Here is a 16388-nt window from a genome sequence, read left to right on the forward strand (position 1 = left end):
AAATAAAAACGCCCGGCACAGCCGGGCGTGCAAGGGGGCGATAGCCGTCAGATACGCTTGGCCTGGGCCGCCGCGTTGCCGATGTAGGCGGCGGGGGTCAGCTTGCGCAGTTCGGCCTTGGCTTCGGCCGGCATGTCGAGGTCGTCGATGAAAGTCTGCAGCGCTTCGGGGCTGATGCCCTTGCCGCGGGTCAGTTCCTTCAGCTTCTCGTAGGGGTTTTCGATGGCGTAGCGGCGCATCACGGTCTGGATCGGTTCGGCGAGGACTTCCCAGCAGGCGTCCAGGTCGGCGGCGATGCGTGCTTCGTTCAGCTCGAGCTTGCCGATGCCCTTGAGGCTGGCTTCGTAGGCGATGACGCTGTGGGCGAAGCCGACGCCGAGGTTGCGCAGCACGGTGGAGTCGGTCAGGTCGCGCTGCCAGCGGGAGATCGGCAGCTTGCTGGCCAGGTGCTGGAACAGGGCGTTGGCGATGCCGAGGTTGCCTTCGGAGTTCTCGAAGTCGATCGGGTTGACCTTGTGCGGCATGGTCGAGGAGCCGATCTCGCCGGCGACGGTCTTCTGCTTGAAGTAGCCGAGGGAGATGTAGCCCCAGACGTCGCGATCGAAGTCGATGAGGATGGTGTTGAAGCGGGCGATGGCATCGAACAGCTCGGCGATGTAGTCGTGCGGCTCGATCTGGGTGGTGTAGGGGTTGAAGCTCAGGCCCAGGTCACCTTCGATGAATTCACGGGCGTTGGCTTCCCAGTCGATTTCCGGGTAGGCCGAGAGGTGGGCGTTGTAGTTGCCCACGGCGCCGTTGATCTTGCCCAGCAGCGGTACGGCGGCTACCTGGGCGATCTGGCGCTCCAGGCGGTAGACGACGTTGGCCAGTTCCTTGCCCAGTGTGGTGGGGGAGGCGGGCTGGCCGTGGGTGCGGGAGAGCATCGGCACGTCTGCGAAGCGGATCGCCAGCTCACGGATGGCGTTGGCGGTCTGGCGCATCAGCGGCAGCAGCACGCCGTTGCGGCCTTCGCGCAGCATCAGGGCGTGGGACAGGTTGTTGATGTCCTCGCTGGTGCAGGCGAAGTGGATGAACTCGCTGACCTTGGCCAGTTCCGGCAGCTTGGCGGCCTGCTCCTTGAGCAGGTACTCCACGGCCTTGACGTCGTGGTTGGTGGTGCGCTCGATTTCCTTGATGCGCTCGGCGTGCTCCAGCTGGAAGTTCTCGGCCAGCTCGTTCAGCAGGGCGTTGGCTTCGGCGGAGAAGGGGGCGACTTCCGGAACGCCGGCGTGGGCGGCAAGGCGTTGCAGCCAGCGGACTTCGACCTGCACGCGGAAGCGGATCAGGCCATATTCACTGAAGATCGGGCGCAGTGCGCTGGTTTTGCCGGCGTAGCGGCCATCGACGGGGGAAACCGCGGTGAGCGAGGAGAGCTGCATGGGGCGTTCTCGGACAATCGGTCAACGAAAAGGGCGCACATCATACACGAAAACCGGCCCCGATAACGCGAGCGGGCTTGCGCCGTTCGGCGCTTGCCCGCGAATTCAGTTGCGCAGCATGGGGTAGAGCTCGCCCAGCAGCTTGCGGCGGCTGAACAGCAACTGCCAGCGATGGCCGCCGAGTTGGCGCCAGAGGCGGGCGGAGCGGATGCCGGTGAGCAGCAGGGCGCGGATCTTGGCGGCATTGCTGGGTTGTTGCAGGTGGCGCATGTCGCCATGGACCTGGATGCGCTGGCGGAAGGTGCTGAGGGTGTCCTGGTAGAGGCTGCCGCACGAGGCGATGACGTTGTCGTGGACGACGCCGAAGTGCTGCGTCTGCTGCTGGATCTGGTCGAGCCGGCTGCCGATCAGTTGCAGCATGTCCTCGCGCTTGTTCAGCTGGCGCTCCAGGGTCAGCAGCGACAGGGCGTAGCGCAGCGGTTCGCGCTGCAGGCTGCTGGGCTCGCGTTCCAGGGCGCTGATCAGGGCCTTGTAGCCGTCGCGCAGGTTGATGTCGTCGCCGCCATAGACGTCCAGGGTGTTCTTCGGGTCGCGAACCAGCAGGCTGCCGAGCATGCAGCCCAGCGGCGCTTCGCTGACCTGGCCGGTCTTGGCGATCTTGTCCACCAGCACGGCGGCTTCGAACACGGCGCCCAGTGCTACGAGTTGTTCCTGCAGGGGCGTCATGGGCGGCGCACCTCGGCGCCCCAGGCTTCGGCCGTTTCGATCACGCCGCCACCCAGGCAGATTTCGCCGTCATAGAAGACGACCGACTGGCCGGGCGTTACAGCCCTCTGGGGGTCGTCGAAGACTGCACGGTAGCCATTGGCGGTGCGCTCCAGGGTGCAGGCCTGGTCGCTCTGCCGGTAGCGGACCTTGGCGGTCAGGGGGCGGGGCTGGTCGAGCTCGATCGGGTTGACCCAGAAAATCTCCGAGACGAGCAGCGCGCGGGAGAACAGCCAGGGGTGTTCGTTGCCCTGGCCGACGACCAGTACGTTGCGCGCGACGTCCTTGGCCAGGACGTACCAGGGTTCGTCGCTGGCGTCCTTCATGCCGCCGATGCCAAGGCCCTGGCGCTGGCCGATGGTGTGGTACATCAGGCCGTGGTGGCGGCCGATGACTTCGCCATCGGTGGTTTCGATGTCGCCGGGCTGGGCCGGCAGGTATTGCTTGAGGAAGTCGCTGAAGCGGCGCTCACCGATGAAGCAGATGCCGGTGGAGTCCTTCTTCTTCGCGGTGGCCAGGCCGTGTTTCTCGGCGATGGCGCGGACTTCGGGCTTTTCCAGTTCGCCGACGGGGAACAGGGTGCGGGCGATTTCCTTGCCGCCGACGGCGTGGAGGAAGTAGCTCTGGTCCTTGTTCGGGTCCAGGCCCTTGAGCAGTTCGGTGCGGCCGTCGACGTCGCGGCGACGCACGTAATGGCCGGTGGCGATGAGGTCGGCACCGAGCATCAGGGCGTAGTCGAGGAAGGCTTTGAACTTGATCTCGCGGTTGCAGAGGATGTCCGGGTTGGGCGTGCGGCCCGCCTTGTATTCGGCGAGGAAGTGCTCGAACACGTTGTCCCAGTACTCGGCGGCGAAGTTGGCTGTGTGCAGCTTGATGCCGATGCGATCGCACACGGCCTGGGCGTCCGCCAGGTCTTCCTTGGCGGTGCAGTATTCGGTGCCGTCGTCCTCGTCCCAGTTCTTCATGAACAGGCCTTCCACCTGGTAACCCTGTTCCATCAGCAGGAGGGCGGAAACGGAAGAGTCCACGCCGCCGGACATGCCGACGATCACGCGGGTTTTGGCTGTATCGGACATAAGACTCTGGGACTGCTGCAAAAAAGAACGGGATTCTAACAGGTGCGGTCGGCTCGGGCGATCACGCCGGGTCGCGGATCAGGCTCAGGGGGAAGCGTTCTCCGGCCAGGTAGTCGTCGATGCAGCGGATGATCAGTGGGCTGCGCCATTGTTCGCGGTGGGCCAGGAGCTCGTCTCGGGTCAGCCAGCGCGGGCCGATGATGCCGGTGTCGAGCTCGCGCTCGGGGCGTTGGCGCAGCGGGCGTGCGGCGAAGCAGACGCGCTGGTAGGTCACGCCGTTGCTCGGCGCGGTATAGAGGTAGATGCCGGTGACGGCGGTCAACTCGACGTCCCAGCCGGTTTCCTCGAGGGTTTCGCGCAGGGCGGCCTGGATGAGACTTTCGTCGGCTTCCAAGTGGCCGGCAGGCTGGTTTAATACCGCCCGGCCATCCGATATCTCCTCGACCATCAGAAAACGGCCCTGGTCTTCTACCAGGGTGGCGACTGTGACATGGGGGGTGAAGCGCATGGGATCCTCCTCGGTGGGCGACCAATCTTAGTCATCCGCAGAGGGGGAGGCGAGAGGAGCGGCAATCCGGAAGCAAGCTGCTAGGATGAATAGCGCTTGCTCAGGTGGCCATGTGTAGCGATGTTGTAGTTTGACTACATGCACGGCTAAAGCACAGGTTTCATGCGGGTTTAACTGCCAGCCCGATCTGCATAAACAAGGAAAAGTGCGTGACTTTCTGTAGAAAAACTACAAGAATGTGCCGCCTTTCCGAGACCCAAGATCCATCCGTCGCGCCGACCGCGTGATGGTTGTCAGACCACGAGAACTACGGAGTCCAGCATGGGATACCAAAAGATCCAGGTGCCTGCTACCGGTGACAAAATCACCGTCAATGCCGATATGTCCCTGAACGTCCCGAACAACCCGATCATCCCCTTCATCGAAGGCGATGGCATCGGCGTCGACATCAGCCCAGTCATGATCAAGGTGGTGGATGCCGCCGTTGCCAAGGCCTACAACGGCACTCGCAAGATCTCCTGGATGGAAGTCTACGCTGGCGAGAAGGCCACCCAGGTCTACGACCAGGACACCTGGCTGCCGAAAGAAACCCTGGAAGCGGTACGTGACTACGTCGTTTCCATCAAAGGCCCGCTGACCACTCCGGTCGGTGGTGGCATCCGCTCCCTGAACGTGGCCCTGCGCCAGGAGCTGGACCTGTATGTTTGCCAGCGTCCCGTTCGCTGGTTCGAAGGCGTGCCCAGCCCGGTCAAGAAGCCCGGTGACGTGGACATGGTGATCTTCCGCGAGAACTCGGAAGACATCTACGCAGGCGTCGAGTGGAAAGCGGGTTCCCCCGAGGCCGAGAAGGTCATCAAGTTCCTCACCGAGGAAATGGGCGTCAAGAAGATTCGCTTCACCGAAAACTGCGGTATCGGCATCAAGCCGGTTTCCCTGGAAGGCACCAAGCGTCTCGTGCGCAAGGCCCTGCAGTACGCCGTGGACAACGATCGCAGCTCCGTGACCATCGTCCACAAAGGCAACATCATGAAGTTCACCGAAGGTGCCTTCAAAGAGTGGGGCTACGAAGTCGCGCGTGAAGAGTTCGGCGCCGAGCTGCTGGATGGCGGCCCGTGGATGCAGTTCAAGAACCCGAACACCGGCAAGAACATCGTGGTGAAAGACGCCATCGCCGACGCCATGCTGCAGCAGATCCTGCTGCGTCCGGCCGAGTACGACGTGATCGCCACCCTGAACCTGAACGGTGACTACCTGTCCGACGCCCTGGCGGCCGAGGTGGGTGGGATCGGTATCGCTCCGGGTGCCAACCTGTCCGACACCATCGCCATGTTCGAAGCGACCCACGGCACTGCGCCCAAGTACGCTGGCCAGGACAAGGTCAACCCGGGTTCGGTCATCCTCTCCGCCGAGATGATGCTGCGCCACATGGGCTGGACCGAGGCTGCCGACCTGATCATCAAGGGCACCAACGGTGCCATCGCTGCGAAGACCGTGACTTACGACTTCGAGCGCCTGATGGACGGTGCCAAGCTGGTTTCCTGCTCTGGCTTCGGCGACGCCACCATCGCTCACATGTGAGACTGATGGCGTAACGAAAAGGCCGGTCATCATGACCGGCCTTTTTTATGCCCTAAGGAATGGGCTCAAGCTTCGACCGTGCTGCCCTGGGGGAGGCTGGCAGTGGCGGCAGGTGCTTCGGAGTTTGCCGTGACCGTACTGATGTTCACGGCGTGCAGGCCTTTGGGGCCCTGGATGATATCGAAGCTTACCGGTTGGCCAGCTTTCAAGGTTTTGTAACCATCCATCTGGATGGCCGAATAATGGGCGAACAGGTCCTCATCTCGGCCGTCAGCGAGGATAAATCCATAGCCCTTGGCGTTGTTGAACCACTTGACCTTACCGCTAACCATGCTGATATCCCTCTGCAAAGGACTCCATCACTGGAGTATCATCCACTTCGACCCCGCGCCTGTTTCGACCGAATGGACGAGGGTGCGGAACCCCTGATACCCGTAGGTGGGTATCCATTGTTTGTAACACCGTTTTGCCTTTAGTCAAGGCGATGCAGCGACCAGCTGAGAAGCGGGTCAAAGTCCAAACGGCGTCTCCCTTTCGCCTATCAAGAAGCTTTATTCCAGCATGCATGCAAGCAGCCAGATTCGACTAACATTCAATCAGGATCGCCCTGAGCATCATGGGGGCGACGACACAGGTCTGGTCGTCCAGGAAGCCAAGCCGATCCTTCAGGCGCCACCTATGTATAAGGTGGTCATGTTTAACGATGACTACACGCCGATGGATTTCGTCGTCGAGGTGCTTGAGGTGTTCTTCAACCACAACCGCGAGACGGCGACCAAGGTCATGCTGACCGTTCACACCGAGGGGCGGGCGGTCTGTGGGGTGTTTACACGCGATATTGCTGAAACCAAGGCTATGCAGGTGAATCAATACGCGAGAGAGAGTCAGCATCCGCTACTCTGTGAGATCGAGAAGGACGGTTAACGCCGACCGCTTGGGTATGAGGTGAAGCTATGTTAAACCGTGAGCTCGAAGTCACCCTCAATCTTGCCTTCAAGGAGGCCCGCGCCAAGCGTCATGAGTTCATGACGGTCGAGCATCTGTTGCTTGCCCTTCTTGATAACGATGCCGCTTCTGCAGTGCTGAAAGCCTGTGGTGCGAACCTGGACAAGCTGCGGCATGACCTGCAGGAATTCATTGACTCCACTACGCCGCTGATTCCCCAGCATGACGAGGACCGCGAAACCCAGCCCACGCTCGGTTTCCAGCGCGTATTGCAGCGCGCCGTGTTCCACGTGCAGAGCTCGGGCAAGCGCGAAGTCACCGGTGCCAACGTGCTGGTGGCCATCTTCAGTGAGCAGGAAAGCCAGGCGGTATTCCTGCTCAAGCAGCAGAGCGTCGCCCGTATCGATGTTGTCAACTACATCGCCCACGGCATCTCCAAGGTGCCCGGCCATGGCGAGCAGCATGATAGCGAGCAGGAAATGCAGGATGACGAAGGTGGGGAATCCTCTTCCGCTGGGCATCCTCTGGATGCCTATGCGAGCAATCTGAACGAGCTGGCGCGCCAGGGGCGCATCGATCCGCTGGTCGGGCGCGAGGCCGAGGTCGAGCGCGTGGCGCAGATCCTTGCCCGTCGCCGCAAGAACAACCCGTTGCTGGTGGGGGAGGCGGGTGTCGGCAAGACGGCCATCGCCGAAGGCCTGGCCAAGCGCATCGTCGACAATCAGGTCCCCGACCTCCTGGCCGACAGCGTCGTCTATTCGCTGGACCTGGGGGCTTTGCTTGCCGGTACCAAATACCGTGGTGACTTCGAGAAGCGCTTCAAGGCGCTGCTGAACGAACTGCGCAAGCGTCCGCACGCCATCCTCTTCATCGACGAGATCCACACCATCATCGGAGCAGGCGCTGCCTCGGGCGGGGTAATGGATGCGTCCAACCTGCTGAAGCCGCTGCTCTCTTCCGGTGAGATCCGCTGCATCGGTTCCACGACCTTCCAGGAGTTCCGTGGCATCTTCGAGAAGGACCGCGCACTGGCGCGGCGCTTCCAGAAGGTCGATGTTACCGAGCCCTCCGTGGAGGACACCGTCGGCATCCTTCGTGGCCTGAAGGGGCGCTTCGAGCAGCATCACCACATCGAATACAGCGATGAGGCGTTGCGTGCGGCTGCCGAGCTTGCGGCGCGCTATATCAACGACCGTCATATGCCGGACAAGGCCATCGACGTCATCGACGAGGCGGGCGCCTATCAGCGCTTGCAGCCTGAAGACAAGCGCGCTCCGCGTATCGATGTTGCGCAGGTCGAGGACATCGTCGCCAAGATCGCGCGGATTCCTCCGAAGCACGTCACCAGCTCCGACAAGGAGTTGCTGCGCAACCTCGAGCGCGACCTGAAGCTGACGGTATTCGGCCAGGATGCGGCCATCGACTCCCTGTCGACTGCCATCAAGCTGTCCCGGGCAGGTCTCAAGTCGCCGGACAAGCCTGTGGGCTCCTTCCTCTTCGCCGGCCCCACTGGTGTGGGCAAGACAGAGGTCGCTCGTCAGTTGGCCAAGGCCATGGGGATCGAGTTGGTGCGCTTCGACATGTCCGAGTACATGGAGCGGCACACTGTTTCGCGCCTCATCGGTGCGCCTCCGGGGTATGTAGGTTTCGACCAGGGTGGATTGCTCACCGAAGCCATCACCAAGATGCCGCACTGTGTCCTCCTGCTCGACGAGATCGAGAAGGCGCATCCCGAGGTCTTCAACCTCCTTCTGCAGGTCATGGACCACGGTACGCTCACCGACAATAACGGCCGCAAGGCGGACTTCCGTAACGTCATCGTGATCATGACCACCAATGCGGGGGCCGAAACCGCGTCGCGCGCCTCCATAGGCTTCACCCATCAGGACCACTCGTCCGATGCGATGGAAGTGATCAAGAAGAGCTTCACACCGGAGTTCCGTAATCGCCTGGACACCATCATCCAGTTCGGTCGCCTCACTCACGAAACCATCAAGAACGTCGTCGACAAGTTCCTGACCGAGCTGCAGGCTCAGTTGGAAGACAAGCGCGTTCAACTGGTCGTCAGTGACGAGGCGCGCGGTTGGCTGGGTGAGCGTGGCTATGACGCGCAGATGGGGGCTCGACCGATGGCGCGCCTGATCCAGGACAAGATCAAGCGCCCGTTGGCGGAGCAGATCCTCTTCGGCGAGTTGGCCGAGCACGGCGGCGTGGTTCACATCGACGTGAAGGACGATGAGCTCGAGTTCGACTTCGAGACCACTGCTGAAATGGCCTGATGCTGATATGAAGAAACGCAAAAAGCCCGGCGATTGCCGGGCTTTTTGTTGTGTGCCTGATTAGCGGGCGCGGTAGGTGATGCGGCCTTTGCTCAGGTCATAGGGGGTCAGCTCGACGCGAACCTTGTCCCCGGTAAGGATGCGGATGTAGTTCTTGCGCATCTTGCCGGAAATATGCGCGGTGACGACGTGCCCGTTTTCCAACTCCACGCGGAACATGGTGTTGGGCAGGGTATCGATGACAGTGCCTTCCATTTCGAAGCTGTCTTCTTTCGACATGCAGTAAAGCCCTCGGTATCAATGATTGGCCGGGTGCAAACGGCGCCTGGCAAAAACGGCGTGCATTGTGCCCGAAAAGTGCATCGTAAGCCAAGGGTTTCAGGTGAGGGTGACCCAGCGCTGATTGACGAAGAGCTCGATGGGGCGGTACTGGGTCTTGTAGTTCATCTTCCTGCAGTTCTTGATCCAGTAGCCGAGATAGACCGCCTGGAGGCCCAGGCGCAAGGTCTCGCCGATCTGCCAGAGGATGGCGAAGCGGCCCAGGCTGCGGCGCTCTTCCGACGGGTCGTAGAAGGTGTAGACGGCCGAGAGGCCGTTGGGCAGGACGTCGGTCACGGCAATCGCGACCAGGCGACCCTCCAGGCGGAATTCGTAGAAGCGCGAGAACGGCAGGTCGCGGACCAGGAAGGTGGAAAACTGATCGCGGCTCGGTGGGTACATGTCGCCGTCGGCATGGCGCTCCTCGATGTAGCGCACATAGAGGGCGTAATACTCCTCGTTGAACGCTGGGCGAACGGCGCGGACTTCGATGTCGGTGTTGCGCTTGAGGATGCGCCGCTGCTGGCGGCTGGGTGCAAAGGCTTCGGCGGGGATGCGGGCCGGTACGCAGGCGGTGCAGCGCTGGCAATGTGGGCGGTAGAGGTGGTCGCCGCTGCGGCGGAAACCCATTTCCGAGAGCTCGGCGTAGACCTCCACATCCATCGGCTGGCTGGGATCGAGAAACAGTGTGGTGGCCTGTTCCTCGGGCAGGTAGCTGCAAGGATGCGGTTGAGTGGCATAGAACTTCAGGCGAGCCAGCTCGGTCATGGTCGAATCTCGAAAAAGCCTTCCGCAAGTGTAAGCCAGGCTTGGCGACTCGCCTAGGCGACAACCCAGTTGGCGCTGTTGGGTTGGTCGAGATAAAGCTGGAGGTAGCGTGAGAACTTCTCGCGGGTGATCGAGCGGGCGCCGAAGCTGTGCAGGTGCTGGGTCGGCATCTGGCAGTCGATGAGCACGAAGCCCCAGTCGTTGAGGTGTCGGGTGAGGGTCACGAAGCCGACCTTGGAGGCGTTGTCGGTGCGGCTGAACATGGATTCGCCGAAGAACAGTTTGCCCATGGCGAGCCCGTACAGGCCGCCGACCAGTTCGTCACCCAGCCAGACCTCGACCGAATGGGCGACGCCGCGGCGATGCAGTTCCAGATAGGCGGCCTGCATCGGAGTGGTGATCCAGGTGCCATCGGTGTAGCTGCGTGGCCCGGCGCAGGCCTCGATGACGGCGGCGAAATCCTGGTCGAAGGTGACGCGGAACCGTTGCTGGCGGATCAGCTTGGCGAGGCTGTGGGAAACATGCACTTCCTGCGGGGGTAGAACGGTGCGCGGGTCGGGTGACCACCAGAGGATCGGTTGGCCGTCCTGGAACCAGGGGAAGCAGCCGTGGCGATAGGCCTGGACCAAACGCTCGGGGGACAGGTCGCCGCCGGCCGCCAGCAGTCCATTGGGCTCGCGGAGGGCGCGCTCGAGGGGCGGGAAAGTCAGGTTTTCGCGGCTAAGCCAGGTCAGCATGGGAAGGGGAGGGCGGCGTGAGGTGCGCCGCCCCTGCGCCTCAGTTGTCGTCGAGGAATTTTTCGGCATCCAGCGCGGCCATGCAGCCGGCACCTGCCGAGGTGATGGCCTGGCGATAGACGTGGTCGGCCACGTCGCCAGCGGCGAAGACGCCCTCGATGCTGCTGGCGGTGGCGTTGCCTTCGGAGCCGCCGCGGACCACCAGGTAGCCGTCACGCATTTCCAGCTGGCCCTGGAACAGTTCGGTGTTGGGCTTGTGGCCGATGGCGATGAATACACCGGCCAGGGGTATTTCCTTGGTTTCGCCGTTGGTGGTGTCTTTCAGTCGGACGCCGGTCACGCCGGTGGCGTCGCCCAGTACCTCTTCCAGGGTATGGTTCCAGTGCAGGCGCACGTTGCCGTTCTTGGCTTTCTCGAACAGCTTGTCCTGGAGGATCTTCTCCGAGCGCAGCTTGTCGCGGCGGTGGATCAGGTGGACTTCCTTGGCGATATTGGAGAGGTAGAGGGCCTCCTCGACGGCGGTGTTGCCGCCGCCGATCACGCAGACCACCTGGTTGCGGTAGAAGAAGCCGTCGCAGGTGGCGCAGGCCGATACGCCCTTGCCGGCGAAGGCCTCTTCGGACGGCAGGCCCAGGTACTGGGCGGAGGCGCCGGTGGCGATGATCAGCGCATCGCAGCTATAGGTGCCGCTGTCGCCTTTGAGGATGAAGGGGCGCTGCTGCAACTCGGCGGTGTGGATGTGGTCGTAGACAATCTCGGTGTCGAAGCGCTCGGCGTGCTTCTGCATGCGCTCCATCAGGGCGGGGCCGGTGAGGCCTTCGACGTCACCCGGCCAGTTGTCGACCTCGGTGGTGATGGTGAGCTGGCCGCCCGGCTGGATGCCGGTGATGACAACGGGTTTGAGGTTGGCGCGGGCGGCATACACGGCAGCGGTGTAACCGGCTGGGCCGGAGCCCAGGATGATCAGGCGTGAATGCTTGACGTCGCTCATAAAAAGGCCTCATAAGTCTTTGTCACAAAAGAGAATGCATGCTCAAATTGAGCGCTGCGCAAGATGCTGGCGGCTATGCTACACCGAAGCACGAATCACCCGCAAAACGCGCCGCGGCCAGGGCGGACGCTGTGGCGCCGGGCGGTTAAACCCGTACAATGGGCGGCATTTCCGCCAGTAACCGATTCTTGAACGCGCCAAGGGCGCAGGAAAAAAGGCGTTTGAAGAATTCCACGAGTACTGCCCAGACGCCCGTCTGGCGCCAGCAATTGCATTACCGCCTCAAGGAAGGTGCGCTGATCGCGCTGGGCGCGTTGTGCCTCTACCTGTGGATGGCGTTGCTCACCTACGACTCTTCCGATCCGGGCTGGACCCACACCAGCAATGTTGAGCAGGTACAGAACGCCGCAGGCCGCCTGGGCGCCTGGTTCGCCGACATCCTCTTCATGGCCCTGGGCTACTTCGCCTACATCTTCCCGTTGCTGCTTGCGATCAAGACGCTGCAGGTGTTCCGTCATCGCCACCAGGCCATCGACTGGAGTGGCTGGCTGTTCTCCTGGCGCCTGATCGGCCTCGTCTTCCTGGTGCTTTCGGGCGCCGCGCTGGCCGATATCCACTTCCAGGACAGCGTCGGCATGCCAGCATCCGCCGGCGGTGCGCTGGGCGAAAGCCTCAGCCACCTGGCGGTCAACGCCCTGAACGTGCAGGGCAGCACACTGATGTTCTTCGCCCTGTTCCTCTTCGGCCTGACGGTATTCACCGACCTGTCGTGGTTCAAGGTGATGGACCTGACCGGCAAGATAACCCTCGACCTGGTCGAGCTGATCCAGAGCCTGATCAACCGCTGGTGGAGCGCGCGTGCCGAGCGCAAGCAACTCGTGGCCAAGCTGCGCGAGGTGGATGACCGCGTCAACGAGGTCGCCGCGCCCGTGGTTCGTGACAGTCGCGAGCAGGCGAAGGTCAAGGAGCGCCTGATCGAACGCGAAGACGCCCTGGCCAAGCACATGATCGAGCGCGACAAGCGCCCGGCACCGGTCATCACGCCCCCTGCGCCGGCCAAGGCTGCCGAGCCCAGCAAGCGGGTGCAGAAGGAGAAGCAGGTCCCGCTGTTCGTCGACAGCGCGGTAGAGGGCACCCTGCCGCCGATCTCCATTCTCGATGTGGCCGAGAAGAAGCAGAAGAGCTACTCCCCCGAATCCCTCGAGGCCATGTCGCGCCTGCTGGAGATCAAGCTCAAGGAGTTCGGCGTCGAAGTGATAGTCGAATCCGTGCACCCGGGCCCCGTGATCACCCGTTTCGAGATCCAGCCCGCCGCAGGCGTCAAGGTCAGCCGCATCTCCAACCTGGCCAAGGACCTGGCGCGGTCCCTCGCCGTGATCAGCGTCCGCGTGGTGGAGGTCATTCCCGGCAAGACCACCGTGGGCATCGAGATACCCAACGAAGACCGCCAGATCGTGCGCTTCTCCGAAGTGCTGTCCTCGACCGAGTACGACGAGGCCAAGTCGCCGGTCACCATGGCCCTCGGCCATGACATTGGCGGGCGCCCGGTGATCACCGACCTGGCCCGCATGCCGCACCTGCTGGTGGCCGGTACCACCGGCTCCGGTAAGTCCGTGGGCGTCAACGCCATGATCCTGTCGATCCTGTTCAAGTCCACGCCCGAGCAGGCGAGGCTGATCATGATCGACCCGAAGATGCTCGAACTGTCGATCTACGAGGGCATTCCGCACCTGCTGTGCCCGGTCGTGACCGACATGAAGGAAGCCGCCAACGCGCTGCGCTGGAGCGTCGCCGAGATGGAGCGGCGCTACAAGCTGATGGCCGCCATGGGCGTGCGCAACCTGGCGGGCTTCAACCGCAAGGTCAAGGACGCGGAGGAGGCGGGCACGCCGCTGACCGACCCGCTCTATCGCCGCGAGAGCATGGAAGACGAAGCGCCGCTGCTGAAGCAATTGCCGACCATCGTGGTAATCGTCGACGAATTCGCCGACATGATGATGATTGTCGGCAAGAAGGTGGAAGAGCTGATCGCCCGTATCGCGCAAAAGGCACGTGCGGCGGGCATCCACCTGATCCTCGCCACCCAGCGCCCCTCGGTGGACGTGATCACCGGCCTGATCAAGGCCAACATCCCGACCCGCATGGCCTTCCAGGTCTCCAGCAAGATCGACTCGCGCACCATCCTCGACCAGGGCGGCGCCGAGCAGTTGCTGGGCCACGGCGACATGCTCTACCTGCCGCCGGGCACCGGCCTGCCGATCCGTGTCCACGGTGCCTTCGTCTCCGATGACGAGGTGCATCGCGTGGTCGAGGCCTGGAAGCTGCGTGGCGCTCCCGACTACATCGAAGACATCCTCGCGGGTGTCGACGAGGGTGGTGGTGGCTCCAGCGGCGGCTTCGATGGCGGTGAGGGCGGTGAAGGCAGTGAGGAAGACCCGCTCTACGACGAGGCCGTGCGCTTCGTCACCGAGAGCCGCCGCGCGTCCATTTCCGCGGTACAGCGCAAGCTGAAGATCGGCTACAACCGCGCCGCCCGGATGATCGAGGCGATGGAGATGGCCGGTGTGGTCACGCCCATGAACACCAACGGCTCGCGTGACGTGATCGCGCCGGGCCCGGTTCGCGACTAACCCTGAACGGAATTCTGATGAGGACCCCCATGCGACTGATCCGCATGCTGCTCGTTGCCGCACTGAGCCTTGGTGCCATGCAGGCCCAGGCTGATGACCAGGTGGCCATCGCCCGCCTGACCGAAATGCTCAACAAGGCCCAGACCATCACCGGTCGCTTCTCCCAGCTGACCCTCGACGGCTCCGGCACCCAGCTTCAGGAAACCTCCGGCGAGCTCGCCCTCAAGCGCCCGGGCCTGTTCCGCTGGCACACCGACGAGCCGATGGAGCAACTGCTGGTCTCCAACGGGCAGAAAGTCTGGCTGTATGACCCGGACCTGGAGCAGGTCACCATCCAGACCCTTGATCAGCGCCTCACGCACACGCCTGCGCTGCTGTTGTCCGGCGATGTCTCCAAGATCAGCGAGAACTTCGAGATCACCCACAAGGAAGGGGGGGATGTGGTCGACTTCATCCTCAAGCCGAAGGCCAAGGACACCTTGTTCGACACCCTGCGCCTGTCCTTCCGCAATGGTGTGATCAACGACATGCAACTGATCGACAGCGTCGGCCAGCGCACCAACATCCTCTTCCTCGGCGTGAAGATGAACCAGGCCATCGACGCCGCCCAGTTCGACTTCAAGGTTCCGGAAGGCGCCGACGTCATTCAGGAATAAGAGGCTTCACGCGCATCCATGGACCTGTTTCGTTCCGAGCCGATCGCCCAGCCCCTGGCCGCGCGCCTGCGTGCCAGCAGCCTGGACGAGTACGTTGGCCAGGAGCACCTGCTGGCGCCGGGCAAGCCCCTGCGTGAGGCGCTGGAGCAGGGGGCGTTGCACTCGATGATCTTCTGGGGGCCGCCCGGGGTGGGCAAGACCACCCTGGCCAAGCTTCTGGCCCAGGTCAGCGATGCCCATTTCGAGACGATTTCCGCGGTGCTCTCCGGCGTCAAGGAAATCCGCCAGTCGGTGGAGATGGCCAGGCAGCAGGCCGCCCAGTACGGGCGCCGCACCATCCTCTTCGTCGACGAGGTGCATCGCTTCAACAAGTCCCAGCAGGATGCCTTCCTTCCCTATGTCGAGGACGGCACGCTGATTTTCATCGGTGCCACCACCGAGAATCCTTCGTTCGAGCTGAACAACGCGTTGCTTTCCCGTGCCCGGGTCTATGTGCTCAAGAGCCTGGACGAGGCGGCGTTGCGCCGTCTCGTCGACCGCGCATTGAACGAAGACAAGGGGCTCGGCAAGCGCAAGCTGCGCCTGCCTGATGAGAGCTTCGCGATCCTGGTGGCGGCAGCCGACGGCGATGGCCGGCGCCTGCTCAACCTGCTGGAGAATGCGGCGGACCTTGCCGAGGACGACAGTGAGATCGCCCCCGAACTGCTGCAAAACCTGCTCGGTGACAGCCGTCGTCGTTTCGACAAGGGTGGCGAGGCCTTCTACGACCAGATTTCCGCGCTGCACAAGTCGGTGCGTGGCTCCAGCCCCGACGGTGCGCTCTATTGGTATGCGCGCATGATCGACGGTGGCTGCGACCCGCTCTACATCGCGCGTCGCGTGGTGCGCATGGCCAGCGAAGACATCGGCAACGCCGACCCTCGTGCCTTGAGCCTGTGCCTGGCCGCCTGGGATGTGCAGGAGCGCCTCGGCAGTCCGGAAGGTGAATTGGCGGTGGCCCAGGCCATCGTCTACCTGGCCTGCGCGCCGAAGAGCAACGCTGTCTACACCGCCTTCAAGGCGGCCATGCGTGATGTCGCCGAGAACGGTTCCCACGAGGTGCCGCTGCACCTGCGCAATGCGCCGACCAAGCTGATGAAGCAACTCGGCTACGGCGACGAATATCGCTACGCCCATGACGAGCCGGATGCCTATGCAGCGGGCGAGGACTACTTCCCGGAGAACCTCGAGCCCCGCCAGTACTACCAGCCTGTACCTCGGGGGCTGGAGCTGAAGATCCGCGACAAGCTCGATCACCTGGCTGGGCTCGATGCGCGCAGCCCCAGAAGGAGAAGGCCTTGAGCCCCTTGATTCTCTCGGTGTCCCTGGGTGGCATCGTCGGCACCCTGCTGCGTTTCGCCACGGGCAACTGGGTGGCTGCCCACTGGCCTCGTTACTTCTACGCCGGTACTCTTGCCGTCAATATCGTCGGCTGCCTGCTCATCGGCTTTCTCTACGGCCTGTTCCTCCAGCGTCCTGAAGTGCCTGTGGAGATTCGTGCCGGGCTCATGGTCGGTTTCCTGGGCGGCCTGACGACGTTTTCATCCTTTTCCCTGGACACGCTGCGCTTGCTGGAAAGCGGCCAACTGCCCCTGGCCTTCGGCTATGTGGCGGTGAGCGTGCTGGGAGGCCTGCTCGCGACCTGGGCCGGCCTGACACTGACCAAATTCTGATAGACGG

General features: G+C 62.9%; 16 protein-coding genes. 7 read left to right on the top strand and 9 right to left on the bottom strand.

What is annotated here, in order from left to right; genetic code table 11:
- Window positions 1-47: 47 nt before the first annotated feature.
- From purB to HSX14_RS13230, 4 genes are all read right to left on the bottom strand, one after another.
- On the bottom strand, window positions 48-1418 hold the full coding sequence (gene purB, locus HSX14_RS13215; protein ID WP_173174280.1) for an adenylosuccinate lyase: 1371 nt from the start codon (window positions 1416-1418) through the stop codon (window positions 48-50).
- Between the two features lie 105 nt (window positions 1419-1523).
- Window positions 1524-2144, bottom strand: coding sequence for a high frequency lysogenization protein HflD (gene hflD / locus HSX14_RS13220; RefSeq protein WP_111262142.1), 621 nt, complete (start codon window positions 2142-2144; stop codon window positions 1524-1526).
- The gene (gene mnmA / locus HSX14_RS13225) at window positions 2141-3259 is read right to left on the bottom strand and encodes a tRNA 2-thiouridine(34) synthase MnmA (protein WP_173174277.1); all 1119 of its coding nucleotides are present in this window, start codon (window positions 3257-3259) and stop codon (window positions 2141-2143) included. The genes hflD and mnmA overlap by 4 nt, the downstream gene beginning before the upstream one ends.
- Before the next feature lie 61 nt (window positions 3260-3320).
- Window positions 3321-3767 (bottom strand): NUDIX hydrolase, encoded by a 447-nt coding sequence (locus tag HSX14_RS13230; RefSeq protein WP_173174275.1) that lies wholly within the window; start codon window positions 3765-3767, stop codon window positions 3321-3323.
- Between the two features lie 321 nt (window positions 3768-4088).
- On the opposite strand from HSX14_RS13230, the gene icd reads away from it, so the two are divergent.
- Complete coding sequence (gene icd, locus HSX14_RS13235) at window positions 4089-5345, top strand: NADP-dependent isocitrate dehydrogenase (RefSeq protein ID WP_111262145.1); 1257 nt, start codon at window positions 4089-4091, stop codon at window positions 5343-5345.
- A 65-nt stretch (window positions 5346-5410) separates the two neighbouring features.
- On the opposite strand, the gene cspD is transcribed toward icd, so the two are convergent.
- Window positions 5411-5677 carry a cold shock domain-containing protein CspD gene (gene cspD / locus HSX14_RS13240; protein ID WP_111262174.1) on the bottom strand — a complete coding sequence of 89 codons (267 nt, stop codon included), beginning with the start codon at window positions 5675-5677 and terminating at the stop codon, window positions 5411-5413.
- Between the two features lie 229 nt (window positions 5678-5906).
- On the opposite strand from cspD, the gene clpS reads away from it, so the two are divergent.
- Together clpS and clpA are read left to right on the top strand one after the other, a co-directional pair.
- Complete coding sequence (clpS, locus tag HSX14_RS13245) at window positions 5907-6269, top strand: ATP-dependent Clp protease adapter ClpS (protein ID WP_173174273.1); 363 nt, start codon at window positions 5907-5909, stop codon at window positions 6267-6269.
- A gap of 29 nt (window positions 6270-6298) precedes the next feature.
- The gene (clpA, locus tag HSX14_RS13250) at window positions 6299-8569 is read left to right on the top strand and encodes an ATP-dependent Clp protease ATP-binding subunit ClpA (protein ID WP_173174271.1); all 2271 of its coding nucleotides are present in this window, start codon (window positions 6299-6301) and stop codon (window positions 8567-8569) included.
- A gap of 60 nt (window positions 8570-8629) precedes the next feature.
- On the opposite strand, the gene infA is transcribed toward clpA, so the two are convergent.
- The 4 genes from infA to trxB all read right to left on the bottom strand — a co-directional run bounded on the left by infA (window position 8630) and on the right by trxB (window position 11383).
- Entirely contained in the window at window positions 8630-8848 is a 219-nt protein-coding gene (gene infA / locus HSX14_RS13255; RefSeq protein WP_016492441.1) for a translation initiation factor IF-1, read from the bottom strand.
- Between the two features lie 99 nt (window positions 8849-8947).
- Window positions 8948-9655 carry an arginyltransferase gene (locus HSX14_RS13260; protein WP_173174269.1) on the bottom strand — a complete coding sequence of 236 codons (708 nt, stop codon included), beginning with the start codon at window positions 9653-9655 and terminating at the stop codon, window positions 8948-8950.
- A 53-nt stretch (window positions 9656-9708) separates the two neighbouring features.
- A complete protein-coding gene (aat, locus tag HSX14_RS13265) occupies window positions 9709-10392 on the bottom strand; it encodes a leucyl/phenylalanyl-tRNA--protein transferase (RefSeq protein ID WP_173174267.1) in 684 nt (227 codons plus the stop codon).
- A 40-nt stretch (window positions 10393-10432) separates the two neighbouring features.
- A complete protein-coding gene (trxB, locus tag HSX14_RS13270) occupies window positions 10433-11383 on the bottom strand; it encodes a thioredoxin-disulfide reductase (protein ID WP_173174265.1) in 951 nt (316 codons plus the stop codon).
- A 221-nt stretch (window positions 11384-11604) separates the two neighbouring features.
- On the opposite strand from trxB, the gene ftsK reads away from it, so the two are divergent.
- Genes ftsK through crcB form a run of 4 tightly spaced genes read left to right on the top strand, consistent with a single transcriptional unit; the run spans window position 11605 to window position 16381 of the window.
- Entirely contained in the window at window positions 11605-14013 is a 2409-nt protein-coding gene (ftsK, locus tag HSX14_RS13275) for a DNA translocase FtsK (protein WP_173174263.1), read from the top strand.
- 29 nt (window positions 14014-14042) lie between these two features.
- Complete coding sequence (lolA, locus tag HSX14_RS13280; protein ID WP_173174261.1) at window positions 14043-14669, top strand: outer membrane lipoprotein periplasmic chaperone LolA; 627 nt, start codon at window positions 14043-14045, stop codon at window positions 14667-14669.
- Between the two features lie 18 nt (window positions 14670-14687).
- Entirely contained in the window at window positions 14688-16010 is a 1323-nt protein-coding gene (locus tag HSX14_RS13285) for a replication-associated recombination protein A (RefSeq protein ID WP_173174259.1), read from the top strand.
- Window positions 16007-16381, top strand: a complete 375-nt coding sequence (gene crcB, locus HSX14_RS13290) for a fluoride efflux transporter CrcB (protein ID WP_111262154.1) — start codon at window positions 16007-16009, stop codon at window positions 16379-16381. Before HSX14_RS13285 ends, crcB begins: the two co-directional genes overlap by 4 nt.
- Window positions 16382-16388 lie beyond the last annotated feature (7 nt).

The organism is Pseudomonas tohonis (assembly GCF_012767755.2).
GTDB lineage: Bacteria > Pseudomonadota > Gammaproteobacteria > Pseudomonadales > Pseudomonadaceae > Metapseudomonas > Metapseudomonas tohonis.

What these genes read in the sequence shown, in the direction of transcription:
- purB (WP_173174280.1), bottom strand. Translation starts at nt 1,418, where the DNA reads ATGCAGCTCTCCTCGCTCACCGCGGTTTCCCCCGTCGATGGCCGCTAC.
- hflD (WP_111262142.1), bottom strand. Translation starts at nt 2,144, where the DNA reads ATGACGCCCCTGCAGGAACAACTCGTAGCACTGGGCGCCGTGTTCGAA.
- mnmA (WP_173174277.1), bottom strand. Translation starts at nt 3,259, where the DNA reads ATGTCCGATACAGCCAAAACCCGCGTGATCGTCGGCATGTCCGGCGGC.
- HSX14_RS13230 (WP_173174275.1), bottom strand. Translation starts at nt 3,767, where the DNA reads ATGCGCTTCACCCCCCATGTCACAGTCGCCACCCTGGTAGAAGACCAG.
- icd (WP_111262145.1), top strand. Translation starts at nt 4,089, where the DNA reads ATGGGATACCAAAAGATCCAGGTGCCTGCTACCGGTGACAAAATCACC.
- cspD (WP_111262174.1), bottom strand. Translation starts at nt 5,677, where the DNA reads ATGGTTAGCGGTAAGGTCAAGTGGTTCAACAACGCCAAGGGCTATGGA.
- clpS (WP_173174273.1), top strand. Translation starts at nt 5,907, where the DNA reads ATGCATGCAAGCAGCCAGATTCGACTAACATTCAATCAGGATCGCCCT.
- clpA (WP_173174271.1), top strand. Translation starts at nt 6,299, where the DNA reads ATGTTAAACCGTGAGCTCGAAGTCACCCTCAATCTTGCCTTCAAGGAG.
- infA (WP_016492441.1), bottom strand. Translation starts at nt 8,848, where the DNA reads ATGTCGAAAGAAGACAGCTTCGAAATGGAAGGCACTGTCATCGATACC.
- HSX14_RS13260 (WP_173174269.1), bottom strand. Translation starts at nt 9,655, where the DNA reads ATGACCGAGCTGGCTCGCCTGAAGTTCTATGCCACTCAACCGCATCCT.
- aat (WP_173174267.1), bottom strand. Translation starts at nt 10,392, where the DNA reads ATGCTGACCTGGCTTAGCCGCGAAAACCTGACTTTCCCGCCCCTCGAG.
- trxB (WP_173174265.1), bottom strand. Translation starts at nt 11,383, where the DNA reads ATGAGCGACGTCAAGCATTCACGCCTGATCATCCTGGGCTCCGGCCCA.
- lolA (WP_173174261.1), top strand. Translation starts at nt 14,043, where the DNA reads ATGCGACTGATCCGCATGCTGCTCGTTGCCGCACTGAGCCTTGGTGCC.
- HSX14_RS13285 (WP_173174259.1), top strand. Translation starts at nt 14,688, where the DNA reads ATGGACCTGTTTCGTTCCGAGCCGATCGCCCAGCCCCTGGCCGCGCGC.